This window comes from Serratia sp. LSHTC3 (assembly GCF_057197125.1).
On record NZ_JBXUNP010000001.1, the window covers coordinates 34,198 to 46,900 of the forward strand.

20 protein-coding genes are annotated in these 12,703 nt (G+C 60.9%); 11 read left to right on the forward strand and 9 right to left on the reverse strand.

What is annotated here, in order from left to right:
- Positions 1–53: 53 nt before the first annotated feature.
- Positions 54–362, reverse strand: coding sequence for an ElaB/YgaM/YqjD family protein (locus AC2CGI_RS00165; protein WP_004928950.1), 309 nt, complete (start codon positions 360–362; stop codon positions 54–56).
- 229 nt (positions 363–591) lie between these two features.
- Here AC2CGI_RS00165 and asr point away from each other — a divergent pair, with 229 nt between their 5' ends.
- Positions 592–942 carry an acid resistance repetitive basic protein Asr gene (asr, locus tag AC2CGI_RS00170; protein ID WP_004928953.1) on the forward strand — a complete coding sequence of 117 codons (351 nt, stop codon included), beginning with the start codon at positions 592–594 and terminating at the stop codon, positions 940–942.
- A gap of 195 nt (positions 943–1,137) precedes the next feature.
- On the opposite strand, the gene AC2CGI_RS00175 is transcribed toward asr, so the two are convergent.
- The gene (locus tag AC2CGI_RS00175) at positions 1,138–1,518 is read right to left on the reverse strand and encodes a DUF4440 domain-containing protein (RefSeq protein ID WP_015378861.1); all 381 of its coding nucleotides are present in this window, start codon (positions 1,516–1,518) and stop codon (positions 1,138–1,140) included.
- Entirely contained in the window at positions 1,515–2,897 is a 1,383-nt protein-coding gene (locus tag AC2CGI_RS00180; RefSeq protein WP_015378860.1) for an MFS transporter, read from the reverse strand. The genes AC2CGI_RS00175 and AC2CGI_RS00180 overlap by 4 nt, the downstream gene beginning before the upstream one ends.
- Before the next feature lie 105 nt (positions 2,898–3,002).
- Between AC2CGI_RS00180 and AC2CGI_RS00185 the strand changes: the two genes are divergently transcribed.
- The 3 genes from AC2CGI_RS00185 to AC2CGI_RS00195 all read left to right on the forward strand — a co-directional run bounded on the left by AC2CGI_RS00185 (position 3,003) and on the right by AC2CGI_RS00195 (position 5,612).
- Complete coding sequence (locus tag AC2CGI_RS00185; protein ID WP_015378859.1) at positions 3,003–3,908, forward strand: LysR family transcriptional regulator; 906 nt, start codon at positions 3,003–3,005, stop codon at positions 3,906–3,908.
- Between the two features lie 90 nt (positions 3,909–3,998).
- The gene (locus AC2CGI_RS00190) at positions 3,999–5,171 is read left to right on the forward strand and encodes an MFS transporter (protein ID WP_015378858.1); all 1,173 of its coding nucleotides are present in this window, start codon (positions 3,999–4,001) and stop codon (positions 5,169–5,171) included.
- Positions 5,172–5,273: 102 nt separating this feature from the next.
- On the forward strand, positions 5,274–5,612 hold the full coding sequence (locus tag AC2CGI_RS00195) for a DUF2002 family protein (protein WP_004928971.1): 339 nt from the start codon (positions 5,274–5,276) through the stop codon (positions 5,610–5,612).
- Between the two features lie 25 nt (positions 5,613–5,637).
- Here the strand turns inward: AC2CGI_RS00195 and AC2CGI_RS00200 are convergent, their stop codons facing one another.
- A complete protein-coding gene (locus AC2CGI_RS00200) occupies positions 5,638–6,084 on the reverse strand; it encodes a DUF1198 family protein (protein ID WP_004928974.1) in 447 nt (148 codons plus the stop codon).
- 64 nt (positions 6,085–6,148) lie between these two features.
- Positions 6,149–6,484 carry an MbeD/MobD family mobilization/exclusion family protein gene (locus AC2CGI_RS00205; RefSeq protein ID WP_004928976.1) on the reverse strand — a complete coding sequence of 112 codons (336 nt, stop codon included), beginning with the start codon at positions 6,482–6,484 and terminating at the stop codon, positions 6,149–6,151.
- Positions 6,485–6,668: 184 nt separating this feature from the next.
- Here AC2CGI_RS00205 and smrA point away from each other — a divergent pair, with 184 nt between their 5' ends.
- Positions 6,669–7,241: a DNA endonuclease SmrA gene (gene smrA, locus AC2CGI_RS00210; RefSeq protein WP_015378857.1), complete on the forward strand. Its 573-nt coding sequence runs from the start codon at positions 6,669–6,671 to the stop codon at positions 7,239–7,241.
- A 50-nt stretch (positions 7,242–7,291) separates the two neighbouring features.
- On the opposite strand, the gene AC2CGI_RS00215 is transcribed toward smrA, so the two are convergent.
- A complete protein-coding gene (locus AC2CGI_RS00215) occupies positions 7,292–7,705 on the reverse strand; it encodes a DoxX family protein (RefSeq protein WP_004928980.1) in 414 nt (137 codons plus the stop codon).
- Positions 7,706–7,897: 192 nt separating this feature from the next.
- Between AC2CGI_RS00215 and AC2CGI_RS00220 the strand changes: the two genes are divergently transcribed.
- On the forward strand, positions 7,898–8,140 hold the full coding sequence (locus AC2CGI_RS00220; protein WP_004928981.1) for a (4Fe-4S)-binding protein: 243 nt from the start codon (positions 7,898–7,900) through the stop codon (positions 8,138–8,140).
- Positions 8,130–8,408 carry a GNAT family N-acetyltransferase gene (locus AC2CGI_RS00225; protein WP_004928983.1) on the forward strand — a complete coding sequence of 93 codons (279 nt, stop codon included), beginning with the start codon at positions 8,130–8,132 and terminating at the stop codon, positions 8,406–8,408. Before AC2CGI_RS00220 ends, AC2CGI_RS00225 begins: the two co-directional genes overlap by 11 nt.
- A 34-nt stretch (positions 8,409–8,442) precedes the next feature.
- Here the strand turns inward: AC2CGI_RS00225 and AC2CGI_RS00230 are convergent, their stop codons facing one another.
- Positions 8,443–8,625: a YodC family protein gene (locus AC2CGI_RS00230; RefSeq protein ID WP_015378856.1), complete on the reverse strand. Its 183-nt coding sequence runs from the start codon at positions 8,623–8,625 to the stop codon at positions 8,443–8,445.
- A gap of 120 nt (positions 8,626–8,745) precedes the next feature.
- Here AC2CGI_RS00230 and AC2CGI_RS00235 point away from each other — a divergent pair, with 120 nt between their 5' ends.
- Entirely contained in the window at positions 8,746–9,261 is a 516-nt protein-coding gene (locus tag AC2CGI_RS00235; RefSeq protein WP_049242290.1) for a DUF1543 domain-containing protein, read from the forward strand.
- On the opposite strand, the gene AC2CGI_RS00240 is transcribed toward AC2CGI_RS00235, so the two are convergent.
- Positions 9,256–10,182: a LysR substrate-binding domain-containing protein gene (locus AC2CGI_RS00240; RefSeq protein ID WP_076741040.1), complete on the reverse strand. Its 927-nt coding sequence runs from the start codon at positions 10,180–10,182 to the stop codon at positions 9,256–9,258. The genes AC2CGI_RS00235 and AC2CGI_RS00240 overlap by 6 nt on opposite strands.
- Positions 10,183–10,267: 85 nt before the next feature.
- Between AC2CGI_RS00240 and AC2CGI_RS00245 the strand changes: the two genes are divergently transcribed.
- Positions 10,268–10,768 (forward strand): GNAT family N-acetyltransferase, encoded by a 501-nt coding sequence (locus AC2CGI_RS00245; RefSeq protein ID WP_076741041.1) that lies wholly within the window; start codon positions 10,268–10,270, stop codon positions 10,766–10,768.
- Positions 10,769–10,827: 59 nt separating this feature from the next.
- On the opposite strand, the gene AC2CGI_RS00250 is transcribed toward AC2CGI_RS00245, so the two are convergent.
- Positions 10,828–11,562 (reverse strand): class I SAM-dependent methyltransferase, encoded by a 735-nt coding sequence (locus tag AC2CGI_RS00250; protein ID WP_076741042.1) that lies wholly within the window; start codon positions 11,560–11,562, stop codon positions 10,828–10,830.
- 98 nt (positions 11,563–11,660) lie between these two features.
- Between AC2CGI_RS00250 and AC2CGI_RS00255 the strand changes: the two genes are divergently transcribed.
- Positions 11,661–12,113 carry a GNAT family N-acetyltransferase gene (locus AC2CGI_RS00255; RefSeq protein WP_080440182.1) on the forward strand — a complete coding sequence of 151 codons (453 nt, stop codon included), beginning with the start codon at positions 11,661–11,663 and terminating at the stop codon, positions 12,111–12,113.
- A gap of 112 nt (positions 12,114–12,225) precedes the next feature.
- Positions 12,226–12,642: a DUF2946 domain-containing protein gene (locus AC2CGI_RS00260; protein WP_242517250.1), complete on the forward strand. Its 417-nt coding sequence runs from the start codon at positions 12,226–12,228 to the stop codon at positions 12,640–12,642.
- Positions 12,643–12,703 lie beyond the last annotated feature (61 nt).

Below are 12,703 nucleotides of genomic sequence, written 5' to 3' on the forward strand. Positions count from 1 at the left end.
CGATTTCCGCGGGCCAGACGCACATCTGTTTTATCTTTATGACTGCAGGGGTGTTAACGCCGGGCCAGCAGCACGCCGAGCACGATGCCGACGGCGGCACCGATCCCTACGCCCTGCCAAGGTTTGTCACGCACATAGCTGTCGGCTTGATCGACCGCGTCGCGCGCATGCTGTGTCAGACTGGTGGAGCCATTGAACCGCGCCCGGGCGTCGCGCAACACGCCTTTCGCCTTGCTGTGCAGCTCTTTCAGTTCCTCTTTGGTCTTGTCACCGGACTCGCGCAACACTTCATCCAGCGTATCGGCCAACAGAGTGACGTCCTGATCGATGTCGCGTTCTGTTCTTTCCGCTTTCTTAAACATTCAGCTCTCCATTTCGACACATGTCTTTTAAGTGTAGACCATGTCGAGATTTGCGTGGCCGATCACGGAAAAAAACCGCCGTCACGCAGGTGTTTGCCGGCACCTGGGCTTTGTACATTTGGTTACTCGGCGAAACCAATCACTCACGGAAGCGGCGGTTTGATTCCACTAGTATCTGTTTCAACGGCTCCACCGGAGCTTACCGAAACAACACTCTGAGGATTTAAAGATGAAAAAAGTATTAGCGCTGATCGTTGCTGCCACTATGGGTCTGTCTTCTGTTGCTTTCGCTGCTGATACTGCAGCTACTGCTCCGGCTACCACCACCGCGCCAGCTGCGACCACCACTACCGCTGCGCCAGCGGCGGCTGCTGAAAAAGCGCCAGCTAAAGCGACGCACCACAAGAAAGCCAAGCACCACAAAAAAGCGCCAGCCCAGAAAGCTCAGGCCGCTAAAAAGCACCACAAAAAAGCGCCGGCTCAGAAAGCCCAGGCAGCTAAAAAGCACCACAAAAAAGCGCCAGTGCAGAAAGCTCAGGCCGCTAAAAAACACCACAAAAAAGCCGGTAAAAAAGCGTAATTAAGTGATGTTTGCGGAACCGAAAGGTTCCGCACGCTCCAGTCCGTACTCCAGACACCCGGTTCTTCCGGGTGTCTTCTTTTGAGGCGACGCACGATGATCAATCGCTATCTGTTTGAAGTCATTTTCAGCGCGGTAACCCTGTGCGGGGTGATCGTCGGCTGGGAACTGTTTTTGGCCGGCAGCTTTTTGTGATCATTGCGCCGCGGCGGTTTCATGCAAATGCCGCCAGCCGAGCGCGTTGCGCTGGCGTTCAAACACCACCGTGGAGTAGCGCAGCGTGGCGCTTTGTCCCGGCAGACTCTGTTTTTCCCGGTAGCTGACTACCGCACCCGTCGGCCATTCGGCCACCAGCTTCATCTCTTCTATCTCGATTTCCAGACCCGGTTTGGCGGCGCGATGCGCGCGGAAAAAAGCGCACAGCGCGGTGAAATCCAGCGTGGCGCCGTTCAGCGCGATCATGCTGAAATCCGGCGTAAAGCGCGCCAGCAGCGCCTGCTCCTCTCCGGCGCCTTTGCCCAGCCAGCGTTCAATGGCGATGTGGGCGTCGATCACTTCGGTAAAATACGGGTTCATAAAGCATCCTGTTGAGCGTTGAGTTGGCGCACGATGGCGCGGTTGGCGAGGCGCAGACACAGCAACAGCGGGATAAGTGTGCTGGCGCCCGCCAGAATGAAGCAGGTTCGGTAAGCCGCCGCGGGCGGCAACACGGCCAGCAGCAGATTCAGCAGCAGACTGAGCAGCGCCACGCCGAGGCAAAAACTGAGCTGGCGGTTGATATTCCACAGTGCGCTGGCGTCCGCCAATTGGCCGTCGGGGATCTGCAGAAACGCGCTGCTCTGCGCGGTGCTGCTGCACAGGCTGCCGCCGAACCCCATCAGGGCGAAGGCGGCGATCTGCCACGCGTGCTGCCCGGCCTGATCGATCTGCGCCAGCGTCAGCATGCCGGCACCTTGCAACAGACAGCCGGCGATCAGCAGCGGCCGCGGGCCGAGGCGATTAAAGCTTTTGCCGGTCAGCGTGATGGCCAGGAACGACGCCAGCGCCCAGGGCAGCATCAGGCCGCCGACCTGCGCGGCGGGCATCCCCAGCTGGTTTTGCAAATACAGCATCGCCACCAGGCTGACGCCGATGAACAGGCCGGGAATGCACAAATAAACCGCCATGGCGTTGCGCAGCAGCGGATCGCCGACCAGCCGCAGGTTCAGCAGCGGCTGCGGGGTGCGCAGGCTATGGCGCAGATAATAGGCCAGCACCAGCAGGCCGGCGGCCAGCAGCGCCGCGCCGGAAACCTGATGACCGGCTTCGCTCAGCCGGGTCAGGCCGAGCAGCAGCAGCGTCAGCGCCGCGCAGGCGCTCAGTAATCCAGTCGCGTCGAGCGGTTTGCGCGCCGCCGTCGGCGTTTCCGCACGTAGCCACAACGCCGCCAGTGCCAGGGCCAGGGCCGCCAGCGGCAGGTTGGCGAAAAACACCCAGCGCCAGTCCAACCGATCGACGAGCCAGCCGCCCAGCGCCGGTGACAGCGCCGGCGCCAGCAGCCCGACCAACATGATGGCGGCCGACAGCCCGGCGCGTTCATGGCTGCGGTACAGCTGATAGGTCAGCGTCTGGCCGATGGGGATCAGCAAGCCGCCGCCCATGCCCTGCAGGGTGCGCCAGCCGATCAGCGCGCCGATGCTGTCGGCGTTGCCCGCGCCGAGGGTGGCCAGCATGAACAGCGCCAGGGAGAGCAGAAACACCCGCCGCCCGCCGATGCGCTGCGCCAGCCAGGCGCTGAGCGGGATCACCAGCGTCAGGCCGAGAATATAGCCGTTGCTGACCCACGCCAGCTGGCTGACCGATGCTCGCATCGCCTGGCCGATGGCGGGGTAGGCGACGTTGGCGATAAACATATTGATCAAATCGACGAAAAAGCCGAGCAGATAGACGATTGCCACTTTGCTGCGATAAGACATGGTGCCTCCGGTTGAAGGCGGGCAGTGTAGCGGGGGGAAAAGTGCGGATAAATCGGCGGCGGGCGATTACACTGTCAAAATCATTTTGACAATAAGGGCGGCGAAATGCTGAATTTGCAGCGCCTGGCGATCTTCGCGGCGGTGGTGGAGGCGGGCAGCTTTACCGCAGCAGCGGTGGCGCTGGGGCAAACCAAGGCGGTGGTGAGCTTTAACGTCAAGCAGCTGGAGAATGAGCTGGGGGTGTCACTGCTGGTGCGCAGCACCCGCCGATTATCGCTGACCGATGCCGGCGAACGCTTCTACCAGCGCAGCCTGCAGTTGTTGCAGGAGGCGGAGAACGTGCTCGACGACGTGCGCCGCGATCATCACGGGCTGAGCGGCGTGCTGCGCATCACCAGCACGCCGGAGTACGGCGCGCAGGTGGTGGCGCCGGCGCTGGCGGCGTTTTCGCGCCAGCATCCGCGCCTGCGCATCCAGCATGTGTCTTCTTCTTATCATGCCGATCTGATCTCGGAGCGCTTCGACGTGGCGATCCGTCTGGGCCAGCTGGCGGATTCCAGCCACCGCGCGGCCTTGATCGACAGCTTCGCCATTTTTCCGGTGGCGGCGCCGGATTATCTGGCCGACCGGCCGATGCATTCGCTGACGGATCTGGCGCAGGCGCAGTGGATCGCCCACAGCCGGCTCAGTTCGCCCCTCAGCTGGCAGGTGGTCACGCCGCAGCGCGAAGCGGTGCTGTTCAAGGTGGCGGACGCCGCCACGCTTACCGGCGACAGCGCCGCGGCATTGCTGGCGTTCGCCCTGCATGGCGCCGGGGTGGCGTTGCTGCCGGCGTGGCTGGCGCAGCCCGAGATCGACGCCGGCAGGCTGCAGCGGTTGCTGCCGGATCACCGTTTCCCCGAGCAGAGCATCTATGCGCTCTACCCGAATACCCGCCATGTGCCGGAGAAGGTGCGGGCGTTTATCGATTTTCTGCGCGCGCGGGTGGCGGCAAAATCGTTAGCGAAATAATAATTCGTTATCACTCTCTCATTTATCATCAAATCTCATCGGGGTATGCTGGAGGGCTTCGTCTACCCCGTCCGATGCGAGCCACCTTCGATGACCGCAGAAAATAACTTCCAGCTGAACCGACGCATTCTGTCCGTGGTGATGTTCACCTTCGTCTGCTACCTGACCATCGGCCTGCCGCTGGCGGTGCTGCCGGGATTTGTGCATGACCACCTGGGCTACAACTCGGTGTTGGCGGGCCTTATCATCAGTGCGCAATACTTCGCCACGCTGTTCAGCCGTCCGCATGCCGGGCGCTACGCCGATCAGCTGGGGCCGAAGAAGGTGGTGCTGTTCGGCCTGACGTGCTGCGGCGCCAGCGGGCTGTTTTACGCGCTGGCGTTTGGCGTTGACGGTTATCCGTGGCTCAGCCTGCTGCTGCTGTGCGTGGGGCGGGTGTTTCTCGGCGTCGGCGAAAGCTTCGCCAGCACCGGTTCCACGCTGTGGGGCATCGGCCGGGTCGGGGCGATGCACACCGCACGGGTGATTTCCTGGAACGGCGTCGCCACCTACGGGGCGATGGCGGCTGGCGCGCCGCTCGGCGTGTACCTGAATCAGCAGTGGGGCTTGGCCGGGGTGGCGGCGCTGATCGTGCTGGCGGTCGCGGTGGCGCTGCTGTTGGCGAGCGGCAAGCCGGACGTCTCGATCGCCGCCGGGCAGCGCATCGCCTTCAGCGCGGTGTTCGGCCGCATCTGGGCCTATGGTCTCGGGCTGGCGATGGGCACCGTCGGCTTCGGCGTCATCGCCACGTTCATCACCCTTTACTACGCCGACAAGGGCTGGAGCGGCGCGGCGTTTTCGCTGACGCTGTTCAGCTGCGCCTTCGTCGGCATCCGCCTGATCTTCAGCAACGTCATCAACCGCCACGGCGGGTTGAAGGTGACGCTGGCGTCGTTTCTGGTCGAGATCGTCGGGCTGCTGTTGATCTGGCAGGCCGGCGAACCCTGGATAGTGCAAACAGGCGCGTTGCTGGCCGGCGCCGGTTTTTCGCTGGTGTTCCCGGCGCTGGGCGTTGAGGCGGTGAAACAGGTGCCGCCGCAGAACCAGGGCACGGCGCTCGGCACTTATTCGGCGTTCCTCGACCTGGCGTTGGGCATCACCGGCCCGCTGGCCGGGCTGCTGATTGGGCAAGCGGGCGTGCCGTCGATCTATCTGGCGGCGGCGCTGCTGGTGGCGATCGGGGTGCTGCTCACCCTGCGCCTGCTGCAGCGCAGCCGGCGCTGATTCAGGAATAGTCCGAAACCCGGATTCCTCCCCAGAAAATCGTTGTTTCGGTGAATGATTACGGTAAGGTCGCTCAGCGGTCCAGAATGAGAGGAGGAATCGATGTATTTACGGCCGGATGAAGTGGCTAAAGTGTTGGAGAATACCGGCTTTGAGCGTGATTATGTCACCGATCAGGCCTATGGCTACCGCAAGGGTACGCATTATGTGTATGTGAATCGCGAAGCGCGGATGGGCAGAACCGCATTGGTGATCCACCCGGCGTTGAAAGAGAGAAGCGTGCATTTCGCCACGCCGACCTCGCCGGTGCGCACCAGCGAGCAGTATCTGGAGTTTCCCCTGGATTTAAGCAGCGACGCCCCGAACCTGCGTTACGGCATCGCACACGGCTTCAGCTCGCGCGAAGCGCTGTCGCGCTACCTCTACAGCATGTTCCTGTAATCGGTCCCCCGCCCGGGGGACGCGATCAGCCGTGGGCCAACGCTTCGCGGTTGAAACGCTCATTGTAGGCGCGGCGGAACTGCGCCAGTTCAAATGCATCGATATCCAGCTCGGCGAAGTAAAACAGCGCCGCTTCGGTGTGCTCGGCGTGCAGCTCCGGCGACAGCCCGGCGCGCAGCAGCACGTCGCGCCACAGGGCAATCTGTTCGTCGTCCGCCTGTTTGATGAACGTCAGATAGATGAACAGCAGGTAAGCGGCCTGGTGCATCTCTTCGGTGTAGCCGTTGTTCAGCATGCGGATAAAGGTCTGGCTTTGGCGGCCGCCCATTTCCTGGATCATCGATTCGATCAGCATCGGTTTGACCCTCAGCAGATGGGCCAGCGAATCGATGGCTTTGCGGGTGTCGGACGTCAGAATGCGGTAACCGATAATAAATACGACGATCAGGACGGCGAGGATGATCCAGGTCATTTAGGCTTTATTACACTCTCAATACGCCAGAAGAGGGAGAGGCGCTGTGCGACAGCGCCCGCTATCAATGCTGTTCGCCGCTGAAATTACCGACCGCGCTCTGCTGGCGCAGATGGTGGTTAAAGGTGGCCGCGTCTTTGGCCAACGCGTCGAGATGGGCGCCAAGCATTTTGATCTGCTTGACCAGCGCATGTTGTTCCGGCACCGAACTGGCGGTGCTCAGTTTGCGCGCCAGTTGTTCATTCTGCGCCCGCAGCGCGGCTTCGCGCTGTTTGGCTTCTTCCAGCAGTTGCTGCAGCGCCTGGTAGCTCTGCTGCCATTCGCGGTGTTGCCGTTCGAAGCTGCTCTGCAACTCATTCATCGCATTTTGAAACTGGATTTCCAGCTCGCGCATTGTCATGGGCTCGATCCTTTGCGGCACTCAATGATGGCTTAGCAGTATAGCGAAAACTGCTCGCAAGCTCACCCGTTGACGACAAATGAGACACATGCCGCTGACAATTCCCGGCTTGCAACCGTGGCAAGGCGTCTTACAATCGACCCCATTCCCGGCCGTAAAGGCTGCCGTTCAAGAGAGGTGGAACATGAGCGAGCAGGAAAAAGACTTTTTTGAACAGGCGATGGCGGACGTGGTGCCGCTGGCGAACGGGCGGCAGACGTTGCACCTCCGGCCGCAGGAGACGGTGGACAAAAGCGCGCGGCGCGAAGCACAGCGGCTGCGGCAGGAAAACTTCCTCAGCACCGATTTTCTCGAGGTGATCCCCTGCGAACAGCCGCTGGAGTTCAAAGGGGAAGGCATTCAGCAGGGCGTGCTGGACAAGCTGCGCAACGGGCGTTACCCGCCGCAGGCGTCGCTGAACCTGCTGCGTCAGCCGGTTGAAGCCAGCCGGCAGGCGCTGTTTCGCTTCATCGTGCAGGCGGAGGCGCAAAACCTGCGTTCGCTGCTGATCGTGCATGGCCGCGGGCGGCAGAACGACAGCCATCCGAATATCGTGCGCAGTTACGTCGCCAAATGGCTGGCGCAGTTTGAACAGGTGCAGGCGTTTTGCCGCGCCTTACCGCGCGACGGCGGCGAGGGCGCCTGCTACGTCACGCTGCGTAAATCGGCGCAGGCCAGGGCGGAAAACTTTGAGCGCCACGCCAAGCGCAGCCGTTGAAAGGATTGCCGAAATAAAATGGCCGGCGAATATCGCCGGCCATCGATGAATTATTTATTAAATATTTTATAGTCCAGCGAATAACGGCCGGCGCCGGTCACCGCCAGCAACAGCAAACCACCAATGATGCTGATGTTTTTAAAGAAGTTGATTTCGTTGCCCATCATTTCCATACCGGTCATTTTCCAGAATGGATGGCCGATAAACGCGGTGCCCAAAACATAGAGGGCGAAAATGACCGCGATAGGGCGAGTAAACAGGCCGAGAATAAGCGCGATGCCGAAAATAAACTCCACCACCACGGCAACGATCGCCGCCAAATAAGGCATCGGCGTGCCGTAACCTTCCATCGCCGTGACGGTCGCACCGAAGTTGACCAGTTTCATCCAACCGAAAATGATAAACAGAATCATCAGCAATATGCGGGACAGCAGAATTACGCCGTCTTTTGAGCTATCACCCATTTCGAACTCCTTAGCCACTGTCGGAATTATGTTGTCTTACTGTATAAAGATTAGAACAATTTACGTTTTTTTCTAGCGGCGACGGGCGGTTGCGCCACTTTTTTCGATGGGCGAGACGCGTGGTGAAGCCGGCGGTATTGCCTATACTTGACTCTGGAGCAAAAACAATAAAACAGGCAATGTGAGGCCATGATGGATGAGGAATTGACCGCCGCCGGTTACCGCCGTTATTCCGGTGATAAGATTGACGTTTATTTTAACAGTGCAGTTTGCCGCCATTCCGCCAACTGCGTGCATGGCAACGCGGCTATTTTTACCCTGAATCGCCGCCCGTGGATTATGCCGGACAATGCCGAGCCGGCCGAGGTGAAACGCGTTATCGACAGCTGCCCCAGCGGCGCACTTAAATATAGGGAGAAATCATATGGATCATAAAATCTTGGCAGACGACAAGCGTTTTTATATCAATGATGAGCAAGGCAAGCTGATCGCCGAGATCTCTTTCGTGCCGAGCGGCGACAAGCTGACCATTATCGATCACACCTGGGTGGATGAGTCATTGAAGGGGCAGGGCGTCGGCAAAAAGCTGGTGGCGCTGGTGGTGGAGAAAATGCGCGCTGAGCAGCGTAAAATCATTCCGCTGTGCCCGTTCGCCAAGCATGAGTTTGATACCACGCCAGCCTATCAGGACATTCGCGCCTGAGGCGATAACGGGGCGCGGCGCGCGCCCCGAGCGTTCAGCAGACGCCGAAATCGCCGTCTTCATGGTACAGCGCCACCTCGCTGGCCTGCACCTCCGTGCGCTGCTCTTTACCCAGTTCATTCCAGCTGCAAACCAGGGTTTCGCCGTCGATCGCCACCACGGTCATCTTTGGGCCGCCGGTGGTGCGTTGTACAAAATCACCGATATTGAATGCCATGCGTTCCTCCACAACAGATTAAACCTCACCTATTGATAACACAGAATGGCGCTACCGTTGGCAGATGTTTCGTTATGCATTAAATTATACAGCGATTATCACCAGGGAGAGCAGACTAACATGCCGGGATTATTGATGTTTTATGTGGGGGGTACGGCACCGGGCGCCAATATTGAGTTGCACGACGTGCAGTTCGCGGCGGCGGATCGGCCGGATGAGGCGTATCCGCTGCTGCGCGAAAAGTGGTTCGGCGATAAGCGCAAGGTGCATGTCGACGGTTATGCGCGCATCGACTGGGCGGACGGTTACGACGTGAGCCTGGAGCCTGCGCCGTTCGCCGGTGAAGAGAAGCTGTTTTTCGTTAACGTGGGCGGTTACCGCAGCGATGAGCTGGCGGAACTGCACCAGTTCGGCCTGTTTGTGGCGCGCTCTGCCGGCGAGGCGAAAGACAAAGCCAAACGAGTGCTGCTGACCGATAGCGCGCAGCAGCACAAGGATGACCTGGCCGAGGTGGACGACTGCCTGCTGCTGCAGGCGCTGCAGGGTTATCACGTTCATCTGCGGGCCAACCCGCACGGCAAACCGGCCCGGCCGCTGTGGCAGGGGTATCTGCCGATCGGCGAACCCGCGTTATAACGCCGCCAGCGCCTGCAGCTGTTGCCGCAACCAGCGGCAGGCCTCCGGCCGGCCGTTCTTGCGGTGCAGGTAGATTTTAATCTGATACGGCGGCACCGGAAACGGCAGGGGGTGGATATCCAGCGCCGCCGCCTGCCGCAATTTTTGCGCGGCGTAGCGCGGCATGCTCATCACCAGTTCGCTGTCGGCGACGATGAACGGCGCTCCCAGCAGCGAAGGCGTGCGGATGGCGATATCGCGCTGCAGCCCCAGCTTATCGAGCTGGTAGTCAATGACGCCGCGCTGTTCGTTCCACGGCGTCACCACCAGATGGCGCGTCCGCAGATAGTTTTCCAGCGTCAGTTCGCCGTATTTTACGCTGAAGGCGGGTGAACAAATCGCCACATACTCATCCTCCAGCCAGCTCACCTCGTCGATCTCCGGGTAGCTTTCGCCGTCGGTTTCGGTAAAGCCCAGCGCGAAGTCGATGCGCCCCGCCAACAGATCGTTCAATGCCACCTTGCGCTCGGAATAGCGCAGCTGGAACGACAGCCCCGGCGCCAGGCGCTGCATCTGCGCCATCAGCGCGGGAAACACCGCGAAGGCGGTGTAATCGGTAATGGCGAAGGTGAAGCTCTCCCGGCTTTCGGCGGGAACGAAGCGCGGGCGCGGATGCAGCCCTTTGGCCAGCAGCGCCAGACTTTCGCTGACGGTCGGGGCCAGGCTGTCGGCATACACCGTCGGGTGCATGTCGTTGCCGACCCGGTAGAACAGCTCGTCCGCCAGCGCCTTACGCAGCCGGATCAGCGCGTGGCTCAGCGCCGACGCGCTGAGGGCCAGCTCCGCCGCGGCGCGCGTCACCGATCGCAGGCGATAGATCGCTTCGAACACCAGCAGCAGGTTGAGATCGAGGCGCTTCAAATCCAGATGCATGATATTCATTACCTGTTGATGAAAATGCAGTTCATACAGTATTTGAGGCGCGATATGCTGGCAAGCACAGTCATCAACACACTCAGGATTTGCCATGACCATCGAGATTTACCCGGCGCAAAAAAGCGACGCCAAACTGATTCTGGATATGATTATCGAGCTGGCGGTGTACGAAAAGGCGCGCGAGCAGGTGCTGGCCAGCGTGGAAGATATCGAACGCAGCCTGTTTGGGTCTGGCGCCTGTTCCGAAGCGCTGATTTGTACGGTGAACGGCGAGCCGGCGGGTTATGCGGTGTTCTTTATGAGTTACTCAACCTGGCTGGGTAAAAACGGCATCTATCTGGAAGACCTGTACGTGGCGCCGAAGCATCGCGGCGCGGGCGCCGGTAAAAAGTTGCTGCGGCACATCGCTCAGTTGGCGTGCGAGCGGCAGTGCGGCCGCCTGGAGTGGAGCGTGCTGGACTGGAACCAGCCGGCCATCGATTTTTACCTCAGCATCGGCGCGCAGCCGCAGGGCGAGTGGGTGCGCTATCGCATGGAGGGCGAGGCGCTGACGCACTTCGCGGCGCACGGGGAGGCGCTGCCGGCGCAATAGCCGTTGGGGGGAGGCGGCCTCCCCAACTGTGGTGATGTGAACGGTTTACTGCGGATCAATCAGGCGGGTTTGCGGGCGGCGAGAATGAAGATCATCGGGCGCTCCTGCTCTTCGTCCAGCGCCGGATTAGCGGCGATTTGCTGCGCGCTGGGGCCCCATTCGTTCAAATGCTGGATGATAAAGCCTTGCTGCGCCAGCGGGTTGATATAGCCGCCGAGCGTGCGGTGCTGCTTGATGACACCTTCCGCCAGCCAGTTGGAAACGCGCTGGCCTTCTCGCTGGTAGCCGTTGACCGGCCAGGATTTCTGCCCGTTGCCGTCGGTCAGCCAGCCCTGCTGCGCAGGGGCGGTGTAGATCGGGTGCTCGGCGGTGAAGATGAACTGCCCGCCGGGTTTCAGCGCGGCATACACCGTGGCGAACAGCGCGGCCAGATCCTCGAGGTAGTGCAGCGTCAGCGAGCTGTAGACCAGATCGTAACTTTCCGGCGGCAGCTGCAGCTGCGCCAAATCTTGCCGGCGGTACTCGATGCCCGCGTCGGCGGTCATCTCCCGCGCCTTGGCCAGCATCTTTTCCGAGACGTCCAGCCCCAGCACGCTGGCTGCGCCCTGTTCGCGCGCGCTGCGGCAAAACCAGCCGTAGCCGCAGCCGAGATCGACCACGCTTTTGCCCTGCAAATCCGGCAGGATGCGGCGGATGGCGGCCCATTCCGGCGCGCCGTCCAGGCCGTGCTGCGAGCGGCTGAGCTGCGCATAGCCGTCGAAGAAAGCCTGATTGTCATAGATGTTTTGCGTCATGATGACTCCTTAGTGAATGACGGCGGCGGAATGCCGCTGCCATACCCTGCATATTGCTGCATAATTCTACGCTGACAACATGGATAACGGGAATGACCATGGACATGATTTCGGTGCGGCAAGCGCCCGAGCTGGCGCCGCGCGCCATTGCGTATTTTCAGCGGCACTGGGCCACGGCAGAGACGCTGATGATGTATGAAGACGCCATCAACCGCAGCCTCGGCGCCGCCAACCCGCTGCCGCAGTGGTACCTGCTGATGGAAAATGACCAGATCCTCGGCTGTGCGGGGCTCATCACCAACGACTTTATCAGCCGTGGCGAGCTGTATCCCTGGCTGTGTGCGCTCTACGTAGAGGAAACGCAGCGCGGCCGGGGCTACGGCGCCAAACTGATTGAGCATGTGGCGGCGGAAACCCGCCGGTTGGGCTTCCCGCAGCTGCACCTGTGCACCGATCTGGAGGGCTACTACGAGCGCAACGGCTTCGTTTATAACGGGCTCGGGTATCACCCCTGGGGCGAAGCCTCGCGGGTCTATTCGCGGGTGCTGTGATCGCCGCCGTCGGGGGCGCGTAAGACAAACCTGACTTTTCTTTCACCTCATCGCGCATCGCGGGTTACACTGACCGCTTGTTCGCCACCGACCGGGTTAATTCGCCGCCGCGATGAGAGTGCCACGTCAGCTACAGCAACGCTTTACCGCCTGCATCGCCATTATGGCGGTGCTGTTGCTGTTTGTGGCGCCGGTGGTGTCGAAATCGCTGATGCACCACCCGATGATGGGCGGCATGGCGCAGACGGACGCTACCATGCCGCATGACATGCACGCGATGGCGATGCCCGCCGCCGAGCATGCCGGCCACCACGGCATGGACCCGGCGGAGATGATTTTCTGCGGCTATTGCGAGCTGCTGATCCACGTGCCGCTGCTGCTGTGGGCATTCGTCCCGTTGCTGTGGCTGATGGCGCGTATTGCGCGCCTGCCTTGCGCGCCGCGCATCGTCCCCCCGCCCATTCTGCGCCTTGCTCTGCGGCCAAGCCCGCGCGGGCCGCCCGGCCAGCCGTTTTTCCTTATTGCTTGATCATGGGTAACGCCGTCCGTATCGCTGCGGACGGTTTGCCTGCGTGCACAGTTTGAAAAAC

Excerpts from the sequence above, each read along its gene's own strand:
- AC2CGI_RS00165 (WP_004928950.1), bottom strand. The coding sequence starts at position 362 with ATGTTTAAGAAAGCGGAAAGAACAGAACGCGACATCGATCAGGACGTC.
- asr (WP_004928953.1), top strand. The coding sequence starts at position 592 with ATGAAAAAAGTATTAGCGCTGATCGTTGCTGCCACTATGGGTCTGTCT.
- AC2CGI_RS00175 (WP_015378861.1), bottom strand. The coding sequence starts at position 1,518 with ATGAACCCGTATTTTACCGAAGTGATCGACGCCCACATCGCCATTGAA.
- AC2CGI_RS00180 (WP_015378860.1), bottom strand. The coding sequence starts at position 2,897 with ATGTCTTATCGCAGCAAAGTGGCAATCGTCTATCTGCTCGGCTTTTTC.
- AC2CGI_RS00185 (WP_015378859.1), top strand. The coding sequence starts at position 3,003 with ATGCTGAATTTGCAGCGCCTGGCGATCTTCGCGGCGGTGGTGGAGGCG.
- AC2CGI_RS00190 (WP_015378858.1), top strand. The coding sequence starts at position 3,999 with ATGACCGCAGAAAATAACTTCCAGCTGAACCGACGCATTCTGTCCGTG.
- AC2CGI_RS00195 (WP_004928971.1), top strand. The coding sequence starts at position 5,274 with ATGTATTTACGGCCGGATGAAGTGGCTAAAGTGTTGGAGAATACCGGC.
- AC2CGI_RS00200 (WP_004928974.1), bottom strand. The coding sequence starts at position 6,084 with ATGACCTGGATCATCCTCGCCGTCCTGATCGTCGTATTTATTATCGGT.
- AC2CGI_RS00205 (WP_004928976.1), bottom strand. The coding sequence starts at position 6,484 with ATGACAATGCGCGAGCTGGAAATCCAGTTTCAAAATGCGATGAATGAG.
- smrA (WP_015378857.1), top strand. The coding sequence starts at position 6,669 with ATGAGCGAGCAGGAAAAAGACTTTTTTGAACAGGCGATGGCGGACGTG.
- AC2CGI_RS00215 (WP_004928980.1), bottom strand. The coding sequence starts at position 7,705 with ATGGGTGATAGCTCAAAAGACGGCGTAATTCTGCTGTCCCGCATATTG.
- AC2CGI_RS00220 (WP_004928981.1), top strand. The coding sequence starts at position 7,898 with ATGGATGAGGAATTGACCGCCGCCGGTTACCGCCGTTATTCCGGTGAT.
- AC2CGI_RS00225 (WP_004928983.1), top strand. The coding sequence starts at position 8,130 with ATGGATCATAAAATCTTGGCAGACGACAAGCGTTTTTATATCAATGAT.
- AC2CGI_RS00230 (WP_015378856.1), bottom strand. The coding sequence starts at position 8,625 with ATGGCATTCAATATCGGTGATTTTGTACAACGCACCACCGGCGGCCCA.
- AC2CGI_RS00235 (WP_049242290.1), top strand. The coding sequence starts at position 8,746 with ATGCCGGGATTATTGATGTTTTATGTGGGGGGTACGGCACCGGGCGCC.
- AC2CGI_RS00240 (WP_076741040.1), bottom strand. The coding sequence starts at position 10,182 with ATGAATATCATGCATCTGGATTTGAAGCGCCTCGATCTCAACCTGCTG.
- AC2CGI_RS00245 (WP_076741041.1), top strand. The coding sequence starts at position 10,268 with ATGACCATCGAGATTTACCCGGCGCAAAAAAGCGACGCCAAACTGATT.
- AC2CGI_RS00250 (WP_076741042.1), bottom strand. The coding sequence starts at position 11,562 with ATGACGCAAAACATCTATGACAATCAGGCTTTCTTCGACGGCTATGCG.
- AC2CGI_RS00255 (WP_080440182.1), top strand. The coding sequence starts at position 11,661 with ATGGACATGATTTCGGTGCGGCAAGCGCCCGAGCTGGCGCCGCGCGCC.
- AC2CGI_RS00260 (WP_242517250.1), top strand. The coding sequence starts at position 12,226 with ATGAGAGTGCCACGTCAGCTACAGCAACGCTTTACCGCCTGCATCGCC.